The sequence below is a fragment of the Bacillus tianshenii genome (assembly GCA_020524525.2).
Lineage (GTDB): Bacteria > Bacillota > Bacilli > Bacillales > Bacillaceae_N > Bacillus_AV.
In genome coordinates, this window is the sequence record CP129018.1 from 422,597 (window position 1) to 445,625 (window position 23,029).

Genomic DNA, 23,029 nt, shown 5'->3' on the forward strand with positions numbered 1-23,029 from the left:
AAATAAGGAGTGGTACCATGTTATTACGTTATTTTTATGATGAGAAATTAGCGCACGCATCATATCTAGTAGGCTGTCAAGCGACAGGTGAAGCTGTTGTCATTGACCCGTCCCGTGACATTCAATCATATGTAGAGGTAGCTGAGAAAGAAGGGCTTCGTTTAACAGCTGCGGCCGAAACGCACATTCATGCTGACTTTGTAGCAGGCTCTCGTGAACTTGCTCATGCATTTGATGCGACTCTTTATTTATCTGATGAAGGGGATGCAGATTGGAAGTATCAGAACTTAGCTGGTATGAAGCATGAGCTATTAAAGGATGGCGATGTCTTCACAATTGGGAACCTTGACTTTCAAGTAATGCATACACCTGGACATACACCTGAAAGCATTTCCTTTATTCTGACTGACAAAGGCGGCGGAGCAAATCGTCCGATTGGAGTCTTTACAGGAGATTTTGTTTTCGTTGGAGATGTTGGGCGCCCTGATTTACTTGAAAAGGCTGCGGGACAATCAGGAACAGCAGATGCTGGTGCTCATGCGATGTTTCATTCATTGGAACGATTCAAGGAGCTTCCTGATTTCTTGCAAGTATGGCCGGCACATGGCGCGGGAAGTGCATGTGGTAAGGCGCTAGGTGCTGTCCCATCATCAACTGTAGGGTATGAAAAATTATTTAACTGGGCTCTTCAATATACAGATGAGACTCAGTTCGTGGAAGCTCTATTAGAAGGTCAGCCTGAGCCTCCAAAGTATTTCGCGGTTATGAAGCACGTGAATAAAGTGGGCTTACCGCTATTAAAAGATTTAGATGAACCCGAAAATTTCACATCAATTACACAATTAGAAGCTATACTAGAAAAAGGGCATCTGGTTCTTGACCTGCGTCCGGCAAGCGCATTTGCGAAAGGACATCTTCCTGGAACAATCAATATTCCATATGGAAAGTCATTCACAAACTGGGCAGGCTGGATCGTAAATTATGATGAACCGTTGTACCTCCTAACAGATAAATCACAGCTGGATGACGTCTATCGTGCACTTCACTCAATTGGTATCGACAAAATTGCCGGTGTGATGGATGTTGAGAAAGCGATTGATGAAGCGGGCGATCTTGAAACATATGACGAGCTTACTCCGACAGAAGCACTTGCTGAAGTTGAAAAGGGAGAAATGAATGTATTAGATGTACGAAACCAGACTGAATGGGATGAGAGCCACATTCCGGGCGCTTCTCATATCATGCTTGGAACATTAATGGACCGCATTGATGAGGTGAAAACAGATAAGCCGCTCTTAATGCAATGTGGATCAGGTCTTCGTTCAGCGATTGGCGCAAGTATATTACAAGCAAATGGTATAAAAAATATTTATAATCTTACAGGTGGTTTCACTGCTTGGCAAAATGAAACTGACCTAGTAACGAAATAATCATAAGAGGAGGGCTGTTCCGTTAGAATGGACGGCCCTCCTTTGCCAAATTTGTGTGTTTAGAAAAGGTGGGGTTGGATGCATTCTTTACAGTTGGACAATCGATATTTGAAGCAAATTTTCGAATATATTCAGGACGGTATTATCGTTATGGATCAGTCTCGAGAAATTAAACTAATGAACCCTTCTGCAATGCGTTTGACTGGATGGAATGTTGGAGATTTTGTGCCCTATTGTACATTTTGTGAAAACAGGAGCCTTAAAAAAGGTGAAAATAAATGTTATTTAATCGCAAGAGAAGAGGTGCCATACTTCTTATCAAAAATGCCAACATATCATGGGAAGCAAATTGACGTTGAGATGAGCACTGCTTTAATCTACTCTGACCAAGATAAGGAGCAAAAGGAATACTTACTTGTGCTGCGTGATCAAACCTTGCGTCAAAAAGAAGAGGAAGCACGCATCTCAAAGCTTATGATTCAAAAGCTGATTCAAGCTCAAGAGCGGGAACATAAGCGGTTAGCACAAGAGCTTCATGATGGGGTAAGTCAATCACTTTATACAATTTCAGTTGCTTTAGAAGCAATTGATTCCTTTGTGCAGAACGAGAAATTAAGTCAGTATTTAGAAGAAGTCCGTCTTGAACTAGAAAACGTGATTTCAGATGTTAAATCATATTCTCATCATCTTCGCCCAAAGGTATTGGACAGTCTTGGCTTGATTCCAGCAGTGGAGAGTCTTATTACATCGATTAAGCGAAATGCCCCGCAATTAGAGATTCGCTTTGAGGCAATGGTAGAGGAGCGGCTGCATTCGACGGTTGAAATTAACTTATATCGCTTTGTCCAAGAAGCACTGCACAACATTGTGAAATATGCTGAAGCTTCGAACGTGCTCATTGAAATACGGAAAGAGGCCAATCAAATTACGATAAAAGTTGTGGATGATGGAAAAGGATTTGAGCGTGAAGCGGTAAAGGATGGACTTGGATTGAAGCATATGGCAGAGAGGATTGAGCAGCTAGGTGGGACCTTTACTCTGCGAACAGCTGTAGGCAAAGGAACGATTTTAATTGGACAAATTCCTTTTAAGGAGAGGGGTTTGTAGAATGAAAGTAATGATTGTTGATGACCATGCACTTATCAGAAAAGGCATCATCTTACTACTTGAAAACTATCCAGAAGTTGAGGTTGTCTACGATACAGGGGATGGGAACGAAGCGATTGTAATGACTGGAAAGCTTGAGCCTGATATTGTCCTATTAGACCTCTCAATGCCAGGTGGGCTGGATGGGTTTGTTACGGCCCAAGAGATTCGCAAGCAAAGGCCAGAAACGAAAATTATTCTCTTAACGATGCATGATGAAGAAGTGTATATTCAGAAGGCTGTGCAAATTGAAGCTGATGGTTACATCTTAAAAAGGGGCCAAGGAAGCGAATTGTATGATGCTCTTCGTTCAGTGTATAACGGGAAGCGCTACTATCGTGTTGGCTTTTCAGAAGAACAGCTGGACAAGATGTTTCGGCATAAAGAAAGTCCTCCTTCCATTCTTACATTACGTGAGCAGGAAATCGTTCGTCTTACCGTATTAGGCTATACAAATAAGCAAATATCAGAAAAGCTGCTAATCAGCCCGAAAACAGTGGAAAACCATAAGGCAAATATTATGCAGAAGCTGCAAATGAAAAACAAGCATGAGCTTATTCAGTATGGACTTCAAAATGACTATGTTGAATTGAAAAAATAAGTGACGAAACCACTCCTACAATCGAGAGTGGTTTTTTACTGTTTTTATAGTGAAAAGTTCAAATATTGTTCACCAATCAAGCCGTGGATAGGGGGATGCACCTATAGGTTCTGTAAGCATTTATACATACACTTAATATATAAAGATAATAAAAGAGGTGAAAAAATCATGGATAAATGGTTTTACTTTCTTTCGAGTACAACAGCTTTTATTAGTTTGATCGTCATGCTTGGTTTAGCCGTATAGGAGGGAGAAGGGATGTTTGAATATGATGCAACACTGTATAGCAGAATACTAACAGAAATGACGTTAGCTTTTCATATTCTATTCGCGACGATTGGTGTGGGTGTACCGTTGATGATTGCACTAGCGCAATGGATCGGTATCAAAAAAGATGACCCACATTATATTCTTCTCGCTCGCCGTTGGGCTAGAGGTTTTACGATAACTGTCGCTGTAGGGGTAGTAACTGGAACGGCAATTGGCTTGCAGTTAAGCTTATTGTGGCCCAAGCTTTATGGAGATGGCTGGACAATTAATCAGCTTACCATTATTTATGGAAACATTCGCGTTCTTCTTTGAAGCTATTTTTCTTGGTATCTATCTTTATACATGGGATCGGTTTAAGAGTCAGTTTAAGCATTTTTTGTTGCTTATACCAGTCGTAATTGGTTCTACGATGTCAGCGTTTTTTATAACGACGGTTAATGCTTTTATGAATACACCACAGGGTTTTGAATTAAAGGATGGAGTTGTGGTGAACATTGAACCGCTTGCTGCGATGTTCAACCCTGCGACACCTACGAAAACCGCTCATGTTCTTGCTTCAGCTTATATGACATCAGCGTTTGTCTTAGCCGCAATTGCAGCTTGGCACCTGTTTCGTGGTAATAACCATTCGTATCATCGAAAAGCTCTGCATATCACGATGGTCTCTGCAATGGTTTTTTCTGTCGCGACCGCTGTTATTGGTGATTTCTCTGGAAAGTTTCTTGCAGAGTATCAACCTGAAAAGCTCGCCGCTGCGGAATGGCATTTCGAAACAGGTAATCAAGCTCCACTTGTGTTATATGGAACATTAAATGAAAACAAAGAGGTGGAAAATGGCCTCCACATTCCATATGCATTAAGTATTCTTGCTCATAATGATCCTTCCTCTGAAGTGATTGGGTTGAATGAGTTCCCAGAGGATGAGCGTCCGCCTTTGTATGTTCATTACTTATTTGATGCGATGGTAACGATCGGTATATTGCTTACGGTACTTTCGTTTGCCTATGTAGTATTCAAGCGATGGTTCCCGCAGTATGTCTATCGAAAGTGGTTTCAGTTTCTTATCATTCTATCAGGTCCTGCAGCACTATTAGCTATTGAATTTGGTTGGATATTTGCTGAGGTTGGGCGTCAGCCATGGATCTTACGCGGCTATATGAAAACTGTTCAAGGTGCTACAGCAGCAGGGAATGTGGATGTATTAATTGTTGTATTTCTCCTTCTGTATATCTCCTTAGCAGTTGGTTGTGTGAAGGTATTAAAGAAAATCTGGTTGAAAGAGAGTTAGCAGAACGGAGATAGAGGGGGTGAGTGGTGATGTCTTATGAATTAGTTGGGATTACAGTACTTTGGATTTTCTTATTTGGCTATGTCATTGTCGCTTCTGTTGACTTTGGAGCAGGTTTCTTTAGCTTATACAGTCACTGGACAGGGCAAAAGCATGTGTTGCATAAGCTGATTCAGCGGTATTTATCTCCTGTTTGGGAAGTGACAAATGTTTTTTTAGTATTCTTTTTCGTCGGGGTCGTCGGCTTCTTTCCGAAAACCGCTTATTACTATGGAACAGCGCTCCTGATTCCGGGCAGTATTTCAATTATTTTGCTTGCCATTCGCGGTTCATATTATGCGTTTAACACATATGGAAGCAAAGAGAATACATTGTTTACGGTTTTGTATGGGATAACAGGTGTGTTAATTCCAGCTTCTCTTACGACGGTATTGACGATTTCAGAAGGGGGCTTTATTGAAGAAAAAGACAGTGGCATTCAATTGTTAACAGCAAAGCTCTTGACAAGTCCCTTTTCGTGGAGTGTTGTGCTGTTGGCGATTGTAAGTGTGTTGTTTATCTCAGCGAGCTTTCTTCTCTATTATGCTGACAAAGCTGGTGATCACAAGGCAGTGAAGCTGTTAAGAAGATATGCATTAGGCTGGAGCTTTCCATCGATTTTATCTGCTGTAGTTGTGTTTTACACGTTACGTGAACATAATCCGAGTCATTTCAATAACATGCTTTCGGATGTATGGATGTTTGCGCTGTCGCTGTTATTTTTCCTTGGGGCAGTGAGGCTTATATATAAGGGAAGGGCTTATGGTACCGCTTTTCTGTTTGTCGTTTTCCAATATGGATTAGCCTTTTTTGCGTATGGTATTTCTCATTATCCGTATCTCCTGTATCCAAGCTTAACCATTTACGATGGCTTTACGAATGAAACAATGGCTTTGGCGTTGGTGGTGGCATTTATTGCAGGGCTTTTCTTGTTGCTTCCATCACTTTATCTTTTATTAAAACTGTTCCTATTCAATACGCAATACATTAAAGGGAATAAGTGAGGTGAAGAAGATGCAGCACTTTTTGATTTTTTATGCACCAGTCATTGTGATTATTATAGGAGTGGCAGGTTTATTCATATGGGGTGCGAGAAGTAAAGGAATTTAATAGTTAAAATCCCAACACAGGAGTGTTAAAATAAGCATCAACATCTGTATAAAAGCAGCCAAGAACCGTTTTGGACGTTTGGTTGCTTTTCGTGCTTATTGAAGAAGGGATTAAATGCAATGAATGGTTTGTTGTTTATTCTAATGAGCAGTGTTGGCGGCCTGTTACTTTCTTTAACAGGGCTGTCGATTGGCTGGCTGATCGGTACGCTGGTGACGGCGGCATTTCTTTCGTTTAAGCCGTTACCTTTTCTTAAATTTACGCATGGGTCTAGAGGAATTTCCTCCTATTGGCTGCGAGCCGGGCAATGCATAGTTGGGATTGAGTTAGGAAAGAAAATGAACTTATCGGTTCTTCATACATTTCAAGCAAACTGGTTAATGATTTCAATGATGTTAGTATTATCACTGGCTTTTTCATTGCTGGCAGGTTTTGTTCTGTGGAAATTCAGTAAGATTGAAATGATGACAAGCTTCTTCAGTACAGCACCTGGCGGGTTAACGGCCATTCCAAGTATTGCGGAGGAAGTAGGAGCGAATACAGCGGTCGTCAGCATTGTGCAGACGATGCGTGTTTTTCTTGTCGTGTTGACTATTCCGCTTGCGGTGTCTCTGATGAGCTCTACTGAAAGTCGTGAGGCGGTTCTTATTTCTGGCTCAGCAGAAGGCTTTGGGTTTGGTTCGTTCATGGGGACGCTCATTTTTATTATTGTAGGATGTATTGGTTATTTTGTAGGAAAATATTTAAGATTTCCTGCACCATGGCTTGTTGGGAGCATGGTTACGGTAGCGGTGTTTCAAGGTGTCACAGCTTCAATTATTGGTTATGAACCCCGTGCTTGGTGGCCGGGTGAATTTATTATTATCGCGCAGGTGTTGATTGGGGCATGTATTGGCTCGAGACTTCATCGAGATATGTTTCGAGGGCTTGGAAAAGCGATGATGGTCGCTCTATTCAATATCATCGGGTTAATTGTTGCGATGCTTCTTAGTGCGGCATTGTTTGCAGAAATGACAGGGATGTCTTACATAACCGTTGCCCTTGCAATGGCGCCCGGAGGCATTGCGGAAATGGCAACGACAGCTGTTGTTCTACAAGCGGATTCAACCTTTGTAGTAGCAGTTCAAGTGCTGCGGGTTATTGCGGTTTTGATTGTATTGCCGATTTTCTTTCGGGTTTTGGCTCGGAAAAGTAGTACACGCAACAAAGAGCATCAGTTCAAATAACTGATGCTCTTATATTTGTTCTGGTTTATATATTTTTCGTCGTCTTAAAAAGCGCTTCAAATCTTCCTTGTTGTGCTTGCTTGTTAAGATGTAGAGGATGTCGCCGGCTTTGATTTTCGAGCAGCCTTGTGGTGGGATTAATTCGTCCTCTCTTATAATCGCGTTGACTACTGCGTTGTCAGGAAAGTTAATTTCTTTAAGGTTATTGCCAGTAAGCTCGGATTCGTTTGTTACATAAAACTCAATAATCTCGGCATTTGCTTTTCCGATTGAGACAAGCTCTAATGAATGGGGTGTAGAGATTGGTTCACGACCCTCTAAGCCGAGCTTCCTGATGATAAAAGGAATCGAAGCGCCTTGAATCAAGGCAGACGTAAGAACAACGAAAAAGACAACATTAAAGAACAGCTGACTATGTTCAAGGTCTGCAATCATTGGAAATGTAGCTAATACAATCGGTACTGCCCCGCGCAGGCCTGCCCATGAGAGAAAGATTTTTTCTCTTATTTCATATTTGAAAAACATCGTCGTTAGAAAAACAGCAACAGGGCGTGCGACAAACATAAGAATGCATGCTAAAAATACCCCTTTTAGCATAATGCTTAGTTGAAATAATTCCGACGGGAAGACGAGCAGGCCGAGAATAGCGAACATCAGAATTTGCATCATCCAAGCAAAGCCTTCATTAAACCGAAAGATACTGCGGCGATAGGTTAAGTCACAGTTTCCGATAAAGAGAGCTGAAATATAAACGGCAAGCAGGCCGCTGGCATTGATCATCGAAGTTGCACTATAGGTGAGGATCGCAAATGCTAACGTGAAGACGGGATAGAGTCCGCTTGAATCAAGGTTAACTTGATTAATGGCGTAGGAGGCAGCCTTTCCAAATACCAAACCAGCCAATATGCCAATCCCAATTTGCCAAAAGAAAATTCCAAGCATCAGAAATGAACTAGTTGTTTCGGCAATAATTAATTGAATAAACGTAATGGTCAAGAACATTGCCATCGGGTCATTTGTTCCTGATTCCACTTCTAAAGTTGCTGAAAGCTTTGACCGTAGATTATGTCCTTTCAAAACGGAAAATACGGCTGCCGCATCTGTCGAGCCGATAATGCAGCCAAATAGAAAGGCTTCATACCATGAGACGTCAAAAATTAATTTGCTCGCTATCCCGACAATACTAGTTGTCAGTAATACACCTAGTGTTGCCAGTGAAAAGGAAGGACGAACAACAGGCTTGACCGTACTCCAGTCGGTCTGCAGTCCACCTTCAAAAATAATAATAATCAGCGCAAAAATCCCGACTGTTTGGGCCAAATTAGCATTTTTAAAATCAATAATTCCTAATCCATCACTTCCCATTACCATTCCAATTCCGATAAAGAGTACAAGGGAAGGAACGCCAAGACGGGTCGAAAATTTTGTTGTTAAAACGCCTAGAATAAGCAGTGTCGCGAATAATAGGATGAAATAGTTAATGTTCTCTAGTTGATTTTCCACAATGTCCTCCTGTGTAAATATTTCCTATTTATACAATCTACCCGTTCAAACAACAACAAAACTCGGTAGAACGTTGTCTACCAGTTAATGGTTTGAATTTTTTGTCATGAGAATTCACATCATCTGTAGGAATTTTTTTGTCGAATAATCTGCACTTTAATCACACAAGTTAAGAGATAGAATGGTATTCAGGAAAGGAGGCACATGTGGTGAAAGTCGCGATTATGGGAGCGGGTGTTGCAGGGCTGACCTGTGCACTTATGTTAGAAAAGCATGGTGTGACTGCCGATGTGTTTGAGAAGCGCGGAGAAGTTGGGGATCGTTTTATTATTGCTGAAGCGATGTATACGATGCTGAACCACCCGTTTGATTCTGTCCGAATGTTTACTGAGCAGTTTGGCATCTATATTAAACCAACGAGCAATATCCGCAAAAATTTCGTTCACACACCAAATAAATCTACCTATGTAGAAGGGCATTTAGGATTTACGAATATGCGCGGAAAGCATGAAGAATCATTAGAAAGACAATTAGCCAATCAGTTTAATGGCAAGATTCATTTTCATTCTGATGCTTCGTATGAGGAATTGCTACATAACTATACTCATGTTGTGTTAGCGACAGGCGATGCTCGTGATACAAGCAACATTCAGCCATTTGATAAGTCACTTGCGGCATCCTTTAAAGGAGCAATTGTAAAGGGACGTTTTCATCCGACAGAGGTGCATACGTGGTTTAATCATGATTTTGCACCAAAGGGAATGGGCTATTTAATCCCGCATACGAATACAGAGGCAAGCTTAGTGCTCGTTTATCCAGAATATACGGAGAACGAGAAGTATGTGAAAGAGGAGTTATGGAAAAGGTTTCTCGATACAGCAGAGAAGAATATACACCAGTCATTAGAGGTTGTGAGTGAATATGAGTTGTCCAATTATGTAATTGGAGAAGCTCGCTACCCACGGATTGGGAATACTCTGTTCGTCGGAAATTGCTATGGCGTCATTAATCCTTTTCTAGGGTTTGGTCAATTTATATCGATGCTGACAGGTGTGTATGCAGCTCTTGATATTTGTGGAGTCGAGCAATATGAGAAATTGTTAAAACCGGTTAAGAAAGATTATCGTGACTCGCTTGCATTAAGAAGAGCGCTGGAATATATGCAAAACCCACAGTATGACCTTATCGCAGAAATATTAAGCAAGGAGTTTGTCGGCAAGACGTTAGTAAGTCCAAAGTATTCTCTGTTAAAGGTGATAAGCAAAGCTATTCTGCTTGTGAATTGGCAGAAGGGACTTAATCAAGAACGCTAAAAAAAGCACCAGCTTTAAAAGCTGATGCCCATAAGTTAATTTTGCGAATTTAATGTGCGGATAATCGCGTTTGCAAGAATTTCAATACCAGAAAAAATTGAATCACGCTGAAACGTCATATTAGGATGATGCAGTCCTGGTTGTAAGTCAGCCCCAATGCCGAGCATCGTTGCTTTTAAGTGCGGCCGCTTAATCGTATAAAAGTGAAAATCATCGCCGCCAGAAGTGACGATTGATGCGGCAGTATTTGACTTCCCAAGTGTAGCTTCAATTGCTTCTCTCATGAAAGCCTCTGCTTCTGTATGCACTTCCGCTGCAGGCACATAATCTGAAACATGGAGTTCGATCTCTGTGTCATATGCTTGTTTGACAGCTTCAATTCTTGTGCGGACCTGGTGTTCAAGCTCATCAAGGGCGTCATTGGTTTGGGCGCGCATATCAATGCTGAACGTTGCTGCCCCTGGAATAATGTTTGCATTGTCTCCGCCAGCTTGAAACTTTGTGACTTTGACCGAATGTGGAACCATTGGATCAAGGTGAATGCCTTTTAAGTATTCGATGATTGAAGAACCGACTTCGACTGCATTTGTACCAAGGTGAGGGCGGGCTCCGTGTGTATCGTCCCCGATGATTTTCCCGTCGAGAAAGAGACCTGCGCCATGAATAATTGCTGGAGCGGCTTGTCCGCTTTTTGCTTCTTGGATCGGTCTTAGATGAACTCCGTACAAATAATCAGCGTCATCGACGACATGTTTTTCAACCATTTTCAAAGCTCCGTTGCCTTTTTCTTCAGCAGGCTGAAAGATAAATCGAACCGTTCCATTCGGAAGGTCTTCTTTGAGCAGGGCAAACAACAAGCCAGTTACAATCGACATGTGGGCGTCGTGACCACATGAATGGTTGGCTTGAAACACCCCGTTGACTTCCTGCCACAGTGCATCCATATCAGCGCGAACGGCGACAACTGGTTTTCCGTGCCCGATTTCAGCAATTAAGCCTGTACAATCGGGGAATGTTGTCACGTAAACGCCTTTTTCCTCTAGCAGCTGCTTAAGATATGCGGTTGTTTGTTCTTCTTTCCAGCTTACTTCAGGATTTGCATGCAAGTGTTCAAAGATGCCGTTTATTTCCTCACGAAGTGTTTCGATTGTTTGCTTCATTTCTGAAAAATCTCCTTTTTGCATAGTGGTTATGATACGCCGATTAGTACTGCGACAATAAGTGCAATCATTGCGATGGCAATCCATCCTAGGATAAGCTTCCAGATGAATTTCACCCATTTTTCATATGGAATTCCTGCTACAGCAAGATAGCCCATTAAGGCAGCTGATGTTGGAATAACGGAGTTTGTAATACCGTCCCCATATTGGAAGGCAAGAACAGCTACTTGTCGTTGAATATCCACAAGGTCAGCAATTGGTGTCATAATCGGCATTGTTGTAGCCGCCTGTCCACTTCCGGATGGAATAATGAAGTTCAAGCAGACTTGTACGATGAACATGCCGACAACATTCAACGTGTCAGGTAAATGATTAATCGAAGCAGCTAGTGAGTCGATAATCGTATCCATAATGCGTCCTTCTTCCATCACTACTAGAATTGCCCGTGCAAACCCGACGATAAGGGCGCCGAATGTCAGCATTTTCGCTCCATTTACGAAGGAATCAAATGTCTTGTTAACTGTAAGGCCGCCGATTAAGCCAGATGCAAGCCCCATTACGAGGAATGAAGCTGTTAATTCTGTTAAGTACCATCCCCACTTAAAGACGCCATACATATTGAAGGCCAGTCCGCCGACGATAATGAGGAAGACAAAGATATGACGTTTTTGGAAGGTTGGGATATCCCCATTGCTAGCTTCTTGCTCTTCCTGACGCTGCTGCATTTCAACTTCATACATCACACTGTTTTCAGGATTTTGCTTTACTTTCATCGCATAGCGAGTAACGTACCACATGGCAAAGCTTAGAATGAATAGATAAACAACGAAACGAAAGCCGATGCCTGAGAATAACGGGAGCTGTGCAATTGATTGCGCTACGCCGACGGTAAATGGATTCATCATTCCGCCGATAAAACCGCTCGCTGCGCCAAGGCTAATCATCGCTGTTCCTGTAATTGCGTCAAAGCCCATAGCCCTTGCAATCGCAATTCCAATCGGCACGAAGATAATGCTCTCTTCGGCCATGCCAAATGTTGCACCACCGACAGAGAAAATAAACATTGTCGCCGGTATGAGTAACTTTTCTCGATTTTCTAAATGAATAACGGCTTTATGAATGCCAGCTTCTATTGCTCCTGTCGCTCGAATAATTCCAAAAGCCCCACCGACAAGAAAGATATAAAAGATAATGGTTGCGCCATCCTTCATACCAGTCGGGATGGCTTTGAAAATATCAAAGAATCCTACAGGGTTGCTTTCAACCTCTGAATAACTGTCTTGTACAACAACCGTTTTGCCTGTTGCTTCATCTTGAATACGTTCGAATTCCCCGGCAGGTACGATATACGTTGCAAGTGCCGCAATTAAGACAATGCAAAATAAAATCGCATACGTATGAGGAATCCACCTTTTCTTTTTCTTCTCTTCGTTTTCTGCTTGTACGGCTGGTTCTGCCATACGATCACTCCTTTTTAGCTGTTTGTTTTTAATATTGCAAAAATAATGCCAACATTTCTGAAAATAAGGAATATTGAAGAATTGAGATGGGAAAACGCGCTAATATAGGGCTTTATGAGGAGGGGATTTTTTTGTTCGGTCATTATTTTAATAGAAATGAATAGGTGCATATTAGGTTATTCAGAACCTAATATACACCTATTAACAACCTAATTATCAATGATATGAATTCCTTTTTCTGTAAGGGTTGTGCCTTGTCGGGTCGTACCGCTTCTTATATAGCCTTGTGCTTCGAGCTTCTTAAAGCGTGTACGTAGACTTGCTTCTGTTAAGCCTAATGCTTTTACTTCAGGTTGACGCGCTAGCTTATAACGTCCAACTCGCTTATTTTCTAGTGAAGCGTGGTAGAGAATCTGTAGCAGCTGTAATTCCTCCTGTGTTAAATCATGCGTGTCATTATCGTAAGTTGATTTCAAATTCTCGGGTAAATCATCGATCGAAATCGTTTCATCCTCTGCCATTACAAGCGCGTAATCCAATACATTTTGCAATTCACGAATGTTTCCCGGCCAATGATAGGTAAAGAAAAGTTCTGTCACTTCTTCACTTATTTTCTTTCGTTCAGTGAAGCTTGCAAGATAGGAAGCAATGAGGAACGGGATATCCTGTCTTCGTTTTTGAAGGGAAGGGACATGAAGCGGCAGAACATTCAGCCGGTAATAGAGGTCTTCACGAAAAGAGCCTCTTTGAACCATCTCTTCTAAATGTTTGTTCGTTGCTGAAATAATACGGCACGAAACAGATAAGACCGTTGTTCCACCGACGCGGATCACTTCTTTTTCTTGAAGGACACGCAGAAGCTTGACTTGAATCGCCGGAGAGATATCGCCAATTTCGTCTAAGAAAATCGTACCGCCGTCTGCTTGCTCGAACATCCCTGGTTTGCCGCCTTTTTTTGCTCCTGTAAAGGCACCTTCCTCATAGCCGAATAGCTCACTTTCAAGCAGGTTATCTGGCAATGAGGCACAATTAATGGCTACAAATGGTCCGTTCGCGCGTTCTGAAGAATGATGAATAGCGTGAGCAAACAATTCTTTTCCTGTGCCATTTTCCCCGTGAATTAAAATATTGCGATTGCTGCGTGCCATCTTTTCAGCTTTTCTTTTTGTTTCTAAGAGGATGGGGGACGTGCCGATAATATCGGAATAGGTGTATTTAGCTGTATGACCCCTTGCTGTGAATTCCTTTCGAAGCTTCTTTTCAAGCCGTTGAATATGCGTGACGTCTTTCAGCATACATACAAAGCCGAGGTGCCGCTGATTGTGAATGATTTGCTGGTTATTTAAAATAAATGATTGCTGCTTAATGCGGACGACAGCATCGTTTTCTTCACTTTCCTTTGTAAGAAACGGCTCGATTTTCTCGTAATTTGTTAACACTTTGTATGATTTTTCAACAGCTGACGACGGCGTAACGTCAAATAAGGTTCCAGCTGATTCATTCATGAAGGTGAGAATACCATCTTCATTGCAGGCAATAATCGGGTCTTGAACGGCTTGGAAGGTAGAATCCAACTGATGGTGAAGCTGTTCAATTGTAATGTACGAATCACCTAAATCCTTGCCAAGCTCCATCATTTCAGAAATGAAATTTGAGAAAAACACTTTTTCCCGTTCAAAAGGAATCCTAAGCTGCCGTCCGACATGGATTAAATCATGCAGGTGAATATTTCGGATACCAATATCAACAAGCTCAACCCCAGGTGGAGGGGAGATATCAGGAGCACCTGAAGTAATCGCGTAATGGACGTCTTCTGTTGGCTCAGAGCACCCGGGGTAATACGGAATAAATGTCAGATGATTAATTTTTTCATCATGAAGACTGCTAATCGTATCACGGCACGTTCCTGCTAAATTATTAATCACAAGCACATTTGTCCCATTTGGAATTTGCATAAGTCCCTTTAGCTTCTTCGGCTGAAAGAGACGGCGAAGTACCGTAATTGGAACGCCTTCTGGAGCGTATTTCACGACTTCATCATAAATATCAGGTGCATAACTTGTTGTAAATAAGTGAACAACATGATCAAGAGGCTTCAGCTGGTCGTGAAGTGAATAGCCAATCACCTCATATTCTGGTTCGAAATATTGCTTCAATTGACTATAGAGAGTGGAAAAGACGTCTTTTCCTTGTGTAATTAAGCCGATTTTTTGTTTCATACATCCACCTCAAACGTTTTTTGTTAGTTTAACACAATCATTTTGACCCTTTCACTCGAGTATGAAAGAATGAAAATAATGATGTAGCGAGGAGGAGAATGATGAAGTTAATTGCCTCACAGCCGTATGTGTACACAACGCGTGTGATTGAATATAACGAACAGCATGTGACGGAGCGAGAAGAGATGATTGATTTATATGAGGAGAAGCTTACAACGCCTCTGCAGCAATTTCATTTGAAGGAAGTGTTTGATATGTCACACAGGATCATTTCCGCTGAGTACGGCTTTCTTTATTTGCATACGTGCAAAGGGGTCTTTTCTTTTAACGTCACGACGAGCCCGCAAGCATTTATCCAAGCGTATAAGCAGCTGAAATCAAATTAAAACGCATGAAAAGGGAGCGGAACCCTCTTCATGCGTTTTATTAGTTTTTTTCAAAGGAAATGTGTTCTTTCACAGTTGTTTTATTAATGAAGAAATGCAGTAACTTTTGACATTGCGGCATGGAAATCGAAATGATTTTACCGAGCATAAATGCAATTATGATCGTTCCGATACCAACTGGACCGCCAAGCATCCAGCCGAGCAGAAAGACGAGAATTTCGATGCCGTTTCGCACCCATGTTACCTTCCAGCCTGTTGCTTCAACGATAAGAAGCATCACACCGTCACGAGGGCCCGCGCCTAAGTCAGCTGATACATATAATCCAATTCCATATCCCAATATAATAACCCCGGAAATAAAAGCAATAACTTGAACGAGGAGTGTTTCCGGATTTGGAAGAAGGAAATTGAATAAGTCAATACATAGCCCAAGCAGCAGCATGTTCAATATAGCCCCGATTTTAGGCAGTGATTTTGTGGCAAATGATGTGATCGCAAGTAATATAAAGCCCATAATAATTGACCATGAGCCAATTGTTAGGCCGAACTGTAGAAATAAGCCATAATGAAAGACATCCCATGGGCCGATCCCAAGTGCCTTTCCTTTAATGGTTAACGCAATGCCAAGTCCTAATACGAGAAGCCCGATAAGAAAGAAGCTCCAGCGCCATAATAATTCTCGATTCATCACTAACACCCTCTAAATTGTAAATCTTTAGCCTAGAATACTATATCACAGCTATTCTGCTATATAAACCAATCGTGTTAGTAGGGTTTGAGGGAGTATGAAAAGGCGCTACTTCACATAATTGTTGGAACGATTATCGTGTAACTGTAGATATATGGGTAAGATTTCTCTAGAATAGAAGAGATAGATAGAGAAAACGAATAGATAAATGTTTCTTTGATATAGCTTTGAAATGGAGTGAAGAGAGTGAAATCAGTTGTTGTTATCGGTGGAGGCATTACGGGATTAACCGCAATGCACGAGCTGCAAAGAATAAAGAGAGAACAGAATCTCGACTTAGAATTAACTCTTGTCGAGCAAAATAAGAACTTAGGTGGAAAAATCGCCACAGCGCACCGCGGGGATTTTATTATCGAAACAGGAGCGGACTCGATGGTAGCGCGCCATGAGAGTGTGCACCGCCTTATTGAACAGTTGGAATTAGAGGAAGAGGTTGTGTATAACGCGACAGGGATTTCCTATATCTACACGAACAACGAGCTGCATCCTATTCCTGAGGACACTGTGTTTGGTATCCCGACAAGTGTTGAATCACTAAACAGCAGTACATTAGTTTCTGAAGAAGGTAAGAAGGCTGCCTTGAAGGATTTTGAAACAACAAACGAAAGCTTTACTAGCGATAGCTCAGTCGGCTCATTCCTAGAAGCATTTCTCGGAAAAGAATTAGTCGAAAAACAGGTTGCACCCGTTCTATCAGGTGTGTATTCAGGCGGATTGGATAAGCTCACAATCGCGTCCACACTTCCGTATTTACTAGAGTACAAAAATCAGTACGGAAGCATTATCAAAGGCTTATCCGAAAACAAAGAAAAGTTTAAAGCAGGAGCTAATAAGAAGTTCCTTTCATTCGAAAATGGACTTTCCACAATTATAAACAAGCTTGAAGATAAATTAACAGAGGCGTCTATTTTTAAAGGAACACAAACAACGAATGTTACGAAAAAAGCTGACAAGTACGAAATTTCGTTCGCCGACCATGACCCAATTGAAGCTGATTATGTCGTACTTGCTGTGCCGCACGACGTTGCGCAAACCTTATTAACAAATGATGAATTAGACAATGACTTTAACAAGCTGTCCAATTCATCGATTATCACGCTCTACCTTGGCTTTGACCTTCCAGATGAGCAGCTTCCTGCTGATGGTACAGGCTTTATCGTTTCTGAAAACAGTGACGTGACATGCAACGCCTGTACGTGGACAAGCCGAAAATGGGCGCATACATCTAGTAAACGAAAATTACTCGTTCGTCTTTTCTACAAAAACTCAAACCCAGCGTATGAAGAGTTAGTGGCAATGAATGAAGAGGAACTCACACAAGTTGCTTTAAAAGATATCGAAAAAAGCCTTGGCATTAAAGAGCATGCCCCAGAAGTAGTGGAAGTTACACCATGGACAAACTTAATGCCAAATTATCACCTCGAACACGGACAAGCCGTTCATGCTTTGAATGATAAGCTTGTTGAATTGTATCCAGATGTCATTCTAGCCGGTGCCTCTTATTACGGTGTGGGGATTGGCGCATGCATTGAAAACGGAACAGATACAGCAGAATTGATTGCGAAGAAAATGGCAGAGAGAGAATAAGGGAGAAGCTGGACAGAATGATCTGTTCAGCTTTTTTTGGTGTTGAAACATTTACCATTATTCATTCGTTATATTAGTAAAAGAAATGAAGGAGAGTTCGGATGGAAGCTGTCGTTGTTGCATTTGTTTTGTACATCATGTTGATCGATTATTTGTGTAGCAAATGGTTGATTGGTGATAAGAAGGTACAGCTCACTGAAACGAAGGGTGAATTGATTTTTCGTTGGGGAGTCGGCATATTGGTAGCTTTCGGGGCTAGTACGGCGGTATTAATAGCTACTGTTCCCAATTTCATTAACTTTCGCACGTTTGTATGGATAGCGGCGAGCTACTTAATCGTAAGCTATAGCTTTCGGGCATGGTTAGAGTGGAGGTATGTAAAGAAAACAAAGCAGTATGTGGTCTCACTTGTTGTCATGGCTTTCGGGGTGCTCTCTATTATTGGCATGTCTTATATCAATGAACAGATGGCATACACGTCATTTTCCGAAGTGGTAGATGAAAAGTTAAATGAAGATACGACGATCGAATGGGTGACGATTCATATAAATGACCTGTCAGGCAGGTTTCCAGAAAGGGAAGCAGGGACAACTATTAAGGACCGAGAAACGATTGAGCGTCTTATCGAAGACTTTTCAAATATGGAGTTGAAAAAGGAAGAGCAGGGTCGAGAAGAGCAAAAATATCGTGTGGGAATTGTAGTAAGAAATCAAGTTGATGAAGACCACTACTCAACCGAAATGATTCATTTGCTAGTAGATGAAAATAAACTAAGGATTCCAAAACTAGATTCCGGTCGTTTTGAAATTATTAGTGAGACAAACCATTTGAAAACAATTGAAGCCCTTATTGAAAGTAAAGAAGTTGAGTGGGAAAGGGGTGCGAACTAAGGCAGCGCGTATGCTCTTCCGATTCGCACATTTGCATTCCACATCTGAGAGTGCCTATAATTTGAGGAAAAGGAAGACAAACGTAGGGAAGGTGACAGAATGACGAATAACCAAGAAACTCCAACAGCAGGATGGAACTTCGATAACAGCTATGCTCGTTTGCCGGAAGCCTTTTTTACAAGCCAGAAGCCGGTTCCTGTCCGTTCTCCAGAGCTCATCATCTTTAATGAACAGTTGGCAGAATCACTCGGGTTACATGCGGAGGTGCTTGAAAGCGAAGAGGGGACAGCGGTTTTTGCAGGAAACAATGTTCCAGAAGGAGCTTCACCTCTTGCTCAAGCTTATGCAGGACATCAATTTGGTCACATTAACATGTTAGGTGATGGACGTGCTGTGCTCCTAGGTGAACAGATTACGCCACAGGGTGATCGATTTGATATTCAATTAAAGGGTTCAGGCAGAACGCCTTACTCCCGCGGAGGCGATGGGCGAGCGGGACTTGGGCCAATGCTGCGAGAATACATCATAAGTGAAGGCATGCATGGTCTTGGCATTCCGACAACCCGCAGCCTGGCAGTGGTGACAACAGGTGAATCGATTATCCGCGAAACGAGACAGCGTGGTGCAATTCTGACACGGGTAGCGAGTAGTCATCTTCGAGTCGGGACATTTGAATACATAGCAGGAAAGCAGAATGTCGATGAGCTTCGTGCGCTCGCAGATTATGCAATTGAACGTCACTACCCAGAGATTAAGGAGGCTGACAATCGTTATCTTTCCTTGCTTCAGGAAGTGATGAAGCGTCAGGCTGCACTTCTTGCACAGTGGCAGTTGATTGGTTTTATCCACGGCGTTATGAACACCGACAACATGGCCATTGCAGGAGAAACCATTGATTACGGACCTTGTGCATTTATGGACACATACGACCCGAAGACGGTATTCAGCTCCATTGATGTTCAAGGCCGCTATGCTTATAGCAATCAACCGCCTATTGCTGGTTGGAATCTCGCACGCTTTGCGGAAACACTTTTGCCGCTGATTCATGATGAACAAGAGCAGGCTGTAGAAATCGCTCAAGACGAGCTGACAAAATTCCCTGACCTGTATCGAGCAAATTGGCTTGCAGGAATGAGAGCAAAGCTTGGTATCTTTAATGAAGAGGATGACGATCAATCATTGATTGAGGAGCTTCTCACGCTTATGCAAAAGAATCAAGCTGACTTTACAAATACGTTCCGCGCTTTGACGTTAGAGAAGAAAGAAAATTGGTTTGATACAACGGAATTTAAGAAATGGCATGAACGCTGGTTGAACAGACTAGATAGACAGCAAGAATCAAAAGAACAATCACACGAACTAATGAAGCAGAATAACCCAGCGATCATCCCGCGGAACTACCGGGTAGAAGAAGCACTCCAAGCTGCAGTTGAACGAAGTGATTACAGTGTGATGGAGCGGTTGTTGAAAGCTCTCCAAAACCCTTATGCATATTCGGCGGAACAGGAGGAATATGCGAAGCTTCCACCTGAAACGGATAGACCGTATCGTACGTATTGTGGAACGTGATTAGGAACAAAAACAAATATAGTGAGCTATAACTTAAGGTCAAGCTTCTTTGGTTTTTAGTAAACCGAGGAAGCTTGACCTTTTTAATGGGGCAAGTATGAAGGAGGGAAAGATTGCAGAAGGAAGGAAATAAAAATAGTTCATTATGTTACAATAAAAGGAAGTTAAATTGAAATATTTTCTAAAGTAAAGTGTGTTTATTCGATTCCGAAAGAGAGGAGATACAATGAAACGGTTTTTGCTTTATTTTAGTTGGACAATCGTTGTTGGGGTTGTTCTTTATTTTGGAATACGGATTCAAGCTGAGTTGAAGGAGCAATTCAAGACGACGTTTGAGATAATGCCAGCGCTTATTTTTTCAACAGTATATCCAATTATAGTAGGGATGCTGATGGGAACGATGAAGCTTATCCAAGACATACGAGCGGCGAAGAGCTGGTCAATTGATTGGATGAAAATAGTGGCGATTGGCCTGCCGTCACTGTATGTAACGTTTATTCCGCTTCTTTATTTTACAATTCCCTACAGCAAATATTTGTTATTTGCTACGGAAATTATCAATTTAGGTGGGGGCTCATTACTTTCGACCATTTCCGGGATTGTGTTCGGATATGTGTTCATTGATAGTTTGAAAGAATAAAGCAGGAGGGTCGGGGGCCATGCATTTTGAAAATCAAGTCGCCAAAATTTTATTTGTAATCGGTTGTTCAACGATTGGGTTGGGAGTCATTTCTGGATTTTCATTCGGATATGAAAACACAGGTTATCGAACGGAAATGGAGTGGTCAGTGTTTCTTAGTTGGTTTGCTGCCGGCTTTATTTCTGGCATGTTATTTATCGGCTTTGCAGAAGTCATTCACCTTTTACATACCATTAATAAGAAAATGAACGGAGCAAAGGTACATGAAGAAGTCGCACAGAAAGATGAAGATGATGAAGAGGAAGAGACTCATAAAGTGAACTGGGTTGTCTCGGCAGTCGATAAAGAAAAAATCACGGAACTGTACCGAACCGAAAATGTCCAAGAGATAATTCCGACACCATTTGAAGACTATTGTATCGTAAAGCTAAGAAATGAAGCAGATTATAAGATTGTGGATGTTGGTGGATTTTCAGCGATTGAAACGAAAGAAAGAACGGTAAATGAGAAGGTGAAAGAGTGGTATGACAAGGTGCGATAGTGGTAAGATTTCCGAAATTTTCTATATTACAGTCAGAGTGGGTTTTTTATGAGGCACAACGTTTTTTCTTTGCTTATGGTCCTTAGTATATTGGGGTTTCAAATGGGCTGTCAGGAAAATAAGGAAGCGAACCAAACTGAAGTAAACGAGCTAAAGGAAGAGGAAAATAAAAATCATCGAACGGTATATGCTGTAAAAGTTATTGAAGCCCCAAAGACGATTACTTCTCCTGCCGAAGCAGTGGTACATCAATTTGAAGTGATTTTTACTAATGGAGAGAAAGCATTTCTGAATAAAGATGCTGTTATTTCTGAAGCAATACTTGGCAGTAAAAGCATCGTCACGGTTCATTCTCCAGAAGGGAAAAATCATTATAGGGTTTTTCTCTATGAACACAAAGATAAATGGTTTATGGATAGTCTCTTGGCAATAAATGCATGGAAGGATGGTCCTTTTACAGATAAAGAAGGCTTAAACCTGCCTATGGACACGTTCAATAAGACTGACTTCAAACATGATGGCAAGGAAATTTGGGCTTTTGTCGATGAACAGCGTATTGTTACCATTTCAGTATTTGATAAACTCTCCTTTGAAAAGAGACCTGAAACGAATAGTGTCACGTTGAATAATGGAAATGAAGCCTACCTTTCAAGAGGTTCGCAAGGCAATGATTATCTCTATTATTTTGATTTTGATAAAGTGATTTTGGTATCCGGAAATTTAGAAAAAAATGAAATTGTAAGTCTTGCTAACTCGTTGCCCTCAGTTGATTCATTCGATTTTCCGCATTCCGCAAGCTACTGATTGCAGCACGGATTATTAGTAAGAGTGAGAAAAAGAAAAACGACTTGTTGGAGGGGCGAAAATGACAGAAAACCACTTAAGCAGGAGTGAGATTGATCGATTGCTTGGCGTAGATACGAGTAAGCGGCCAGCTACTCATGAAGAGTTCCTGAAAATTAATGAAGAAATAAAGCGTGTAAAAGCAAACCATCAGGAGATTAACTATAAAGAGATGTTGAAAAAATTGGGGCTTGAGGATGTTCAAGTTATTTCAAGAGAGGAATTACTTGAAAGTGTGAAGCTGCAAAATGAGGAGTAGTATATTATGTGGTTACAAGGAATGCAGGGCTAAAAGAGGTTTGTAATCGAGGAGGAGAAAGTTATTGAGTAAAAGGATAGGAATGGCAATTGTGTTATGTCTTTCATTCGTCGTGCTGTTCCTCTTATTCTTTGAAAGTGACCGAAAAGTGATTGAAGCAACAGGGAGTTCAGAGAATTGGAAAGTTGATATTATGATGGACGTTAAACCTAAAGAGAAATATTATGTTACGAACGGAGAGTTGGAATATCTCGGTGCCTCCAAACCAGAAGCAATTTATTATGAATGGATTGCACCTACCGCAGGTCATGTTGATAAAGAGAATGTCCGCATTTCAAGCACTGGAAATGAAGTTGATCTTATCGACCAAAGAGGATTCTACCCTATTGAATACATTAAGAGGTCTCTGAACACGCAGCCCTTTCGCATTAAGTGGACTGAGAATGGTGGACCTCGCGAGGAAACAATCATCATTAATGTTGCAAATTAGCTAAAACGTGTTAAAGAAGGGAGCACTTATGAGGAAAACTACGGCGTGGCTACTACTCTTGACTATTATTCTAGGAATCATGGTCGGCTGTAATGATAGTAAGGTTGTAAAGCCTGATAGTCCAGAAAATACGACCCATCTAATGAAATTAGCGATTGATTACAGACCTTTGAGCGAGAAAGTCCGTTGCTTGAGGTGCGGGATGAATCGCTCAATTTTTTTAATAAAAGGTGATGAAATAATACAAACGTATGTTCTTTTTTGGTAAAATAAAGATAGACAGGAGGTGAGAAGAAAATGGCCCCAAGTAG

General features: G+C 41.5%; 21 protein-coding genes and 1 pseudogene. 17 read left to right on the forward strand and 5 right to left on the reverse strand.

The window, feature by feature from the left end:
- The first annotated feature begins 17 nt into the window (after positions 1–17).
- From LC040_02030 to LC040_02055, 6 genes and pseudogenes are all read left to right on the forward strand, one after another.
- A complete protein-coding gene (locus LC040_02030) occupies positions 18–1,430 on the forward strand; it encodes an MBL fold metallo-hydrolase (GenBank protein ID WLR51707.1) in 1,413 nt (470 codons plus the stop codon).
- Positions 1,431–1,508: 78 nt separating this feature from the next.
- Positions 1,509–2,537, forward strand: a complete 1,029-nt coding sequence (locus LC040_02035; GenBank protein ID WLR51708.1) for a PAS domain-containing sensor histidine kinase — start codon at positions 1,509–1,511, stop codon at positions 2,535–2,537.
- A 1-nt stretch (position 2,538) separates the two neighbouring features.
- Positions 2,539–3,177 carry a response regulator transcription factor gene (locus LC040_02040; protein ID WLR51709.1) on the forward strand — a complete coding sequence of 213 codons (639 nt, stop codon included), beginning with the start codon at positions 2,539–2,541 and terminating at the stop codon, positions 3,175–3,177.
- A 258-nt stretch (positions 3,178–3,435) separates the two neighbouring features.
- Positions 3,436–4,735 (forward strand): annotated as a pseudogene (locus tag LC040_02045) (cytochrome ubiquinol oxidase subunit I).
- A 29-nt stretch (positions 4,736–4,764) separates the two neighbouring features.
- A complete protein-coding gene (locus LC040_02050; GenBank protein WLR51710.1) occupies positions 4,765–5,778 on the forward strand; it encodes a cytochrome d ubiquinol oxidase subunit II in 1,014 nt (337 codons plus the stop codon).
- A 225-nt stretch (positions 5,779–6,003) separates the two neighbouring features.
- The gene (locus tag LC040_02055; GenBank protein ID WLR51711.1) at positions 6,004–7,110 is read left to right on the forward strand and encodes an AbrB family transcriptional regulator; all 1,107 of its coding nucleotides are present in this window, start codon (positions 6,004–6,006) and stop codon (positions 7,108–7,110) included.
- A 9-nt stretch (positions 7,111–7,119) separates the two neighbouring features.
- Here LC040_02055 and LC040_02060 read toward each other — a convergent pair whose 3' ends face one another.
- Entirely contained in the window at positions 7,120–8,613 is a 1,494-nt protein-coding gene (locus tag LC040_02060) for a potassium/proton antiporter (GenBank protein WLR51712.1), read from the reverse strand.
- A gap of 209 nt (positions 8,614–8,822) precedes the next feature.
- Between LC040_02060 and LC040_02065 the strand changes: the two genes are divergently transcribed.
- Positions 8,823–9,926, forward strand: a complete 1,104-nt coding sequence (locus tag LC040_02065; GenBank protein WLR51713.1) for an NAD(P)/FAD-dependent oxidoreductase — start codon at positions 8,823–8,825, stop codon at positions 9,924–9,926.
- A 35-nt stretch (positions 9,927–9,961) separates the two neighbouring features.
- Here LC040_02065 and LC040_02070 read toward each other — a convergent pair whose 3' ends face one another.
- The 3 genes from LC040_02070 to LC040_02080 all read right to left on the reverse strand — a co-directional run bounded on the left by LC040_02070 (position 9,962) and on the right by LC040_02080 (position 14,765).
- A complete protein-coding gene (locus tag LC040_02070) occupies positions 9,962–11,086 on the reverse strand; it encodes a M20 peptidase aminoacylase family protein (protein WLR51714.1) in 1,125 nt (374 codons plus the stop codon).
- 29 nt (positions 11,087–11,115) lie between these two features.
- Complete coding sequence (locus LC040_02075) at positions 11,116–12,546, reverse strand: Na+/H+ antiporter NhaC family protein (protein WLR51715.1); 1,431 nt, start codon at positions 12,544–12,546, stop codon at positions 11,116–11,118.
- 209 nt (positions 12,547–12,755) lie between these two features.
- On the reverse strand, positions 12,756–14,765 hold the full coding sequence (locus LC040_02080) for a sigma 54-interacting transcriptional regulator (protein WLR51716.1): 2,010 nt from the start codon (positions 14,763–14,765) through the stop codon (positions 12,756–12,758).
- 98 nt (positions 14,766–14,863) lie between these two features.
- Here LC040_02080 and LC040_02085 point away from each other — a divergent pair, with 98 nt between their 5' ends.
- Positions 14,864–15,151: a hypothetical protein gene (locus LC040_02085; protein ID WLR51717.1), complete on the forward strand. Its 288-nt coding sequence runs from the start codon at positions 14,864–14,866 to the stop codon at positions 15,149–15,151.
- Positions 15,152–15,191: 40 nt separating this feature from the next.
- Here LC040_02085 and LC040_02090 read toward each other — a convergent pair whose 3' ends face one another.
- A complete protein-coding gene (locus LC040_02090; GenBank protein WLR51718.1) occupies positions 15,192–15,839 on the reverse strand; it encodes a YitT family protein in 648 nt (215 codons plus the stop codon).
- Positions 15,840–16,085: 246 nt separating this feature from the next.
- On the opposite strand from LC040_02090, the gene LC040_02095 reads away from it, so the two are divergent.
- From LC040_02095 to LC040_02135, 9 genes are all read left to right on the forward strand, one after another.
- Positions 16,086–17,486, forward strand: coding sequence for a protoporphyrinogen oxidase (locus LC040_02095; protein WLR51719.1), 1,401 nt, complete (start codon positions 16,086–16,088; stop codon positions 17,484–17,486).
- Between the two features lie 101 nt (positions 17,487–17,587).
- The gene (locus tag LC040_02100; protein WLR51720.1) at positions 17,588–18,376 is read left to right on the forward strand and encodes a DUF4181 domain-containing protein; all 789 of its coding nucleotides are present in this window, start codon (positions 17,588–17,590) and stop codon (positions 18,374–18,376) included.
- A gap of 99 nt (positions 18,377–18,475) precedes the next feature.
- Positions 18,476–19,945, forward strand: coding sequence for a YdiU family protein (locus LC040_02105; GenBank protein ID WLR51721.1), 1,470 nt, complete (start codon positions 18,476–18,478; stop codon positions 19,943–19,945).
- A gap of 226 nt (positions 19,946–20,171) precedes the next feature.
- On the forward strand, positions 20,172–20,585 hold the full coding sequence (locus tag LC040_02110) for a hypothetical protein (protein WLR51722.1): 414 nt from the start codon (positions 20,172–20,174) through the stop codon (positions 20,583–20,585).
- Between the two features lie 19 nt (positions 20,586–20,604).
- Complete coding sequence (locus tag LC040_02115; GenBank protein WLR51723.1) at positions 20,605–21,126, forward strand: hypothetical protein; 522 nt, start codon at positions 20,605–20,607, stop codon at positions 21,124–21,126.
- Between the two features lie 102 nt (positions 21,127–21,228).
- A complete protein-coding gene (locus tag LC040_02120) occupies positions 21,229–21,930 on the forward strand; it encodes a hypothetical protein (protein WLR51724.1) in 702 nt (233 codons plus the stop codon).
- Positions 21,931–21,991: 61 nt separating this feature from the next.
- Positions 21,992–22,228, forward strand: coding sequence for a hypothetical protein (locus LC040_02125; protein WLR51725.1), 237 nt, complete (start codon positions 21,992–21,994; stop codon positions 22,226–22,228).
- A 64-nt stretch (positions 22,229–22,292) separates the two neighbouring features.
- On the forward strand, positions 22,293–22,718 hold the full coding sequence (locus LC040_02130; GenBank protein ID WLR51726.1) for a hypothetical protein: 426 nt from the start codon (positions 22,293–22,295) through the stop codon (positions 22,716–22,718).
- 28 nt (positions 22,719–22,746) lie between these two features.
- Positions 22,747–22,986 carry a hypothetical protein gene (locus LC040_02135; protein WLR51727.1) on the forward strand — a complete coding sequence of 80 codons (240 nt, stop codon included), beginning with the start codon at positions 22,747–22,749 and terminating at the stop codon, positions 22,984–22,986.
- Positions 22,987–23,029 lie beyond the last annotated feature (43 nt).